Source organism: Rhizobium alarense (assembly GCF_021555155.1).
In the GTDB taxonomy this organism is placed as follows: Bacteria; Pseudomonadota; Alphaproteobacteria; order Rhizobiales; family Rhizobiaceae; genus Rhizobium_D; species Rhizobium_D alarense.
In genome coordinates, this window is record NZ_JAKGBU010000131.1 from 1 (window position 1) to 4,671 (window position 4,671).

General features: G+C 60.2%; 5 protein-coding genes. 2 read left to right on the top strand and 3 right to left on the bottom strand.

The window, feature by feature from the left end; translation table 11 throughout:
• Window positions 1-300 precede the first annotated feature (300 nt).
• Together mobC and LXM94_RS24570 are read left to right on the top strand one after the other, a co-directional pair.
• On the top strand, window positions 301-846 hold the full coding sequence (mobC, locus tag LXM94_RS24565; protein ID WP_235774327.1) for a plasmid mobilization relaxosome protein MobC: 546 nt from the start codon (window positions 301-303) through the stop codon (window positions 844-846).
• On the top strand, window positions 843-1,937 hold the full coding sequence (locus tag LXM94_RS24570) for a relaxase/mobilization nuclease domain-containing protein (protein ID WP_235774329.1): 1,095 nt from the start codon (window positions 843-845) through the stop codon (window positions 1,935-1,937). The genes mobC and LXM94_RS24570 overlap by 4 nt, the downstream gene beginning before the upstream one ends.
• 93 nt (window positions 1,938-2,030) lie before the next feature.
• Here the strand turns inward: LXM94_RS24570 and LXM94_RS24575 are convergent, their stop codons facing one another.
• The 3 genes from LXM94_RS24575 to LXM94_RS24585 form a co-directional block, all read right to left on the bottom strand.
• Entirely contained in the window at window positions 2,031-2,612 is a 582-nt protein-coding gene (locus tag LXM94_RS24575) for a TrbM/KikA/MpfK family conjugal transfer protein (RefSeq protein WP_235774331.1), read from the bottom strand.
• Window positions 2,613-2,651: 39 nt separating this feature from the next.
• The gene (locus LXM94_RS24580) at window positions 2,652-3,176 is read right to left on the bottom strand and encodes an OmpA family protein (protein ID WP_235774333.1); all 525 of its coding nucleotides are present in this window, start codon (window positions 3,174-3,176) and stop codon (window positions 2,652-2,654) included.
• A gap of 319 nt (window positions 3,177-3,495) precedes the next feature.
• Window positions 3,496-4,671 (bottom strand): LPD7 domain-containing protein (locus tag LXM94_RS24585; protein WP_235774335.1); only part of this gene is annotated, 1,176 nt, incomplete at its 5' end.

Consider the following 4,671-nt stretch of genomic DNA (forward strand, 5'->3'; position numbering starts at 1 on the left):
GTTTTACCCCCTGCATCCCTGCCACCCGGCGAGGGGCGGAGAGTCCAGAGGGGCAGCGCCCCTTTGGGCAAGCCCGTAGGGCGCGCAGCTCACTTCATTCGCAACAACCGATGGCTGAATAGCCCGATTCACGTCCCATCCCGTGAATTTCGGCCCATTTGCGTCAAAACCTTGGACCCGTCCAAAGAAGTGCGAGGGAGTGAGGGCTATTGCAGGATAGGCTATTCGCCGGTAAAGTGTGCGCACAGCGACACTTTGCGAATGCCTTCGCATTCGGATTGGATTGAATTGGAGCCATTAGTGGAGAAGCCGAGCCGCGCAATGAACGTCCATCTAGGGCCAGCGTTGAAAAGCCGCTGGATGGCCTATTGCGCTTCACGTGGAACGACGCCGGGTGCCGCGATCAAGCAGGCCATTGAGGCGCAGCTAAGCAAGGCGGGCCAGGAACCAGATGCCCAGCCGCGAAAGCAGTCCCGTGAGACAGTGGAGCCAGAGCCGAAAGAGCGCTTCGAGATCTTGTTGACGGCATCGGAGAAGGCGGCTGTTCGCGATAGGGCGGATTTGGAGCGATGTTCGATGCGTCGATGGATCGTTGACGCTATCCGCACGGGCTTAACCGGTGAGCCTCAGTTCGGCATGCGCGAAATCGATGCGCTCGGCGAGTCGAACTATCAGCTTCTGTCAGTCGGTCGAAACCTCAACCAGATCGCTAGGCGTTTGAACGAGGGCAAGCTGTCGCCTGTCGCGGTCGAGCGTATCGAGGAATTGCGCAAGGTCATCGATAAGCACACGGACGCTGTGAGCAACGCCATCCGGGCCAGCGTTGAGCGCTGGAACATCGAATGAGCATCCGGCTTGTTGATGGCTCCATGCCGGATTGGGACGACGAACTAGAAATTCGGTTCAAGTCGGCGCGCAGGGGGCGAAACGTCAGAGGCGGAAAAGTCCCAGCGCCGAAGACAAACAGCCAGAAGCCCGGCCTTTCTGGCCCGTCTGCGCTGGCGAAGGTCGCGCGGACGGTTCGCAAAGCCCCTGAAGTCATGGTGAAGATTTCGGGGGGCGGCAAAAACATGCAGCGGATCAAAGCCCACTTCGACTACATATCGCGCAACGGACTGGTTGAGCTGGAGGACGAAAACGGGCTTGTGTTGCAGGGCAAAGAAGACGTTCGCGATATCCGCGATGCTTGGGCAAAGGGCCGAATCGGCATTCCCTACGAGGGCGAGCGGCGAAAGGAAGCGTTCAACATCATCCTGTCCATGCCGCCGGGCACTGACCGTCAGTCGGTGAAGGATGCAGCGCGAGCTTTCGCGGCGGCGCAATTTCCGACGCATCAATACGTCTTCGCAGCGCATGACGACGAGAAGCATCCGCATGTTCACCTTGTGGTGAAGGCGGCGGACCGTCATGGCGTGCGGCTCAATCCGCGCAAGGCTGACTTGCAGCAATGGCGCGAGCTGTTCGCCGAGAAAATGCGAGAGCAGGGAATCGAGGCGAACGCCACGCCTCGTAAAGCGAGAGGTGTCGTGCAGAAGTCCGAGCTTCAGGCTTGGCGCGGAATGGAATTGCGCCGGCCTGAGGACAAGCGAGAAACACCCATCCTGAAGCAAGCTCAGCTAGATGCCGCGTGGCGTGAGGCCGAGGGCGGGCCGAAGCTTCAGAATCTCGCAGAGAAGCACATCCAGGAGCGCCGGAAGAAGGTTCAGCGCACCTATGGCGAGATCGCCAAGGCGCTTGTCCGGGGTGGCGAGCAGGAGAGGGCGCTAGCGCTGGAAATCGTGCAGTTCGTGCGGACGATGCCGCCGCCGCAGACGCGCCATGAGCGGCTTGTTCAGCAGTATCGCGAACAACCGCCTGCGGACAGGCCGAGCAAGGCGAAGGAGCCACAGGAACGCGCTCAGACTCGCCAGCCGAAGGATGGGCAGGGGAGGGAGTAGGCAAAAGAAAAGCGCGGCCAAAGCCGCGCCTTTCTTTGCCAACCTTCAGGCGATGCTCCGTCAGTCATCGCCCATGAAAAGCTTCAGGGACCATCACCGCAACACTTCTCGCCCGTTTCCGTTGCCATATCGCTGATCTTGTTCCGCTAGGAGCCTGTTGTACTCGGCGAACGCTTCTTCATAGCGGCTCGCCTCGACCCAATAGCCGCCGCGTTCGGGATCGCCGACATAGCGGGCAAGGGGAACGTCTGTGTACGCGTTATTGGCATAGTTCGAACAATGGGAAGGGAGCCGGTTGCTGATATAGCGATTGCCGGAGTCGTCAAAGCGACCGCGCCAGACCATCGTGGACGCGTTGAGCGAAGCCGCATCGCACCGCCCGGCACCATTGGCGATGTCATTCACCAGTGCTCGCATATTGTCGTCTTGCGATGCCGCCGGGCACAGTTGCAGGAAGTTCTTCCGCTCCTTGATGGTGTCGCTCAGCTTGCGGGCGTCGATGCTGAAATAGCGCCGCAAGGAAGGCGCACATTCAGATGGTCGCGTGCCCGAGGACAGGCAAAGAACAGCTTCGCAAGCAAGTCGCGTGTCGCCAGTAAATAGATTGTCCTGCGCACTGGCTGGCAAGGCGACGAACGATGCGAGCAAAGCGAACAGCAGTTGATAGCGCTTCATAGTAGATCCTCTACAGGGTGGATGAAGAATCGCAGGGCTTCACCTGCGGACGATTTCGATGTCAACGCGACGGTTCAATGCGCGACCGCTCGAAACTCGGTTGTTCGACACGTAGTCACCTGCCGAAACGTAGTTTACGTAAATCCGATTGGCTGGAACGCCTTGGCCGATTAGCCAATCCCGAGCCGCTTCCGCTCGTCGCCGGGCAACGCTTTCGTCACCGGGGGCAGGGCGCTTGCCATCCGTGCGCCCACGTACCGAGACATAATCGACCCCGTTCGCGAGCAGCGCTCGCAGTTGTCGCGCCTGTTCTTCCGATGGATGAAAGGCGGTGTGATTCCACGGGAAATGGACGCTCACAGTCTGCGCGTAAAGCATTGCGCCCTGAAGCTTCACCGCTTGGCCGTCAACTGGCGCAGGGGGGAAAACCTGCAACTGCAATTCCTGCACGGCCGCTTCGCTATTGACCGGCGAGCGGTGCCAGCCGCTGACCTTCGGCGGCTTGGGGGGTGTTGAACACGCGGCCAGTAGCGCCACGCATGACAGGACAGCCAATTTGCGCATTGGACGACTCCGTTATCATTGTGAAGATGAACCAAGATTATATACCTTGGCCTTTGCATCGCAACGATATCCGTCGCGCTGAATCTGTCTTGCTGGATTTGGCGACAGGCCGGCGACCTGGCCAGCTGCAGTTTGTCACCATTAGCCATTGGTGACGGAACATCCGCCGGCGCCGGCGAGACCTGTCACCACTTTCGGGCGCTGAATCTGTCTTGGTGACACCGCGGCGCGATCGCTGGCCAAGGTTTGTCACCAAAAAAAGCCCCGAGCCATTCGCGGTTCGGGGCTTTGCCAATTCAGTGACAAACAGCGTTTACCGTCAGCGGGAACGCTCCGCATTCCGTTCGACCACAGGCCCGGTGCGCTCGGCATCGCGGTTCTTCGCCGGGGCGGTCTTGTCGAAGACCTTCACGGGCGGCAACGTACCGTCTTTCGCCCGTTCGCGAATCTTCCGGTCCATTGCTTCCTGCACCGCCTGTCGGGCGGCGGGATTTTTGAAGTCTTTCGCGATCACGGCCGAGGCAACCGCCTCGACAACCCTTTCGCGCTCGGTCTTCTTGACCTCCCAGGCGTTCCGGTTTGTCTCGACCTGTTCACTGCCGACGACCTTACCGGCCTTGTCGCGTTTCAGGGCGTTCACCGTGACCGTTTCGCTGCCCTTGTATTCGAGCTGGACCTGATCGCCCTTGCTCGCTTTCGAAGTAGCCATAGCGCGTTCCAAGTCCTTACCCCATACCGTGCGTTCGCCGGTCGGGGTATCGAGCTTGACGTAATAGCTCTGCTTCTCCTGCGGGTCGTTGTTGTAGTTCGCCCGACCGTGGGCGACCACGATGCCCGCAATCACGCCTAGCGCGGCAACAGAGGCCGCAGACGTGCGTTCCGGCCCATCCCGCTTGTCCGACTGCCGAGCGGCCGTTTGCGGCTGTTCTGAGCGGTCTACGGGCGCATTCCGGTCGGCGCTGGCGCGCTCTTTCTCCGGCCCGCGCTCGACCACGTTGCCCATTTGGCGTTCCTGCGCAGTTTTCAGCGCTTCCAAGTCTTCCTGGCGGGGTTTGAAACCTTTCACTTCCAGGCCCCGCAACCGGGCTTCAAGCCAGACTTCGCGCTGAAAATCCGGATGGCCGGAAACCGTGAGGGTCTTCCAGCCCTTCGCGTCGGCCATCATCGCCATCGAGCGGGCCACCCGCTGGTCGTTCGAAGCGGTCTTCATTTTCGAGCCAAGGTCACGGAACGCGATCCGGTCGGGCTGGTCCTTGAAATGGAAGCGAGGACCGGAAACGCGATATTGCGTATGAATCCGCTCCATCGTTTCGATGCGGCGTTGCTTCTCGAATTCGGTCAAAATCTGCTTGTCCCCGTTCGGGTTCAGGCCGGCCTTTGCATCGAGTTCATTCACCTTATCGAGCCGCTTGGCTTCCGTGTCCAAGCCCTTGATCCGATGCCGTTCGGCGTCGGTCAGGTCTTGCATGGAGGTGTTGGCACGCTGCTGTTGCGC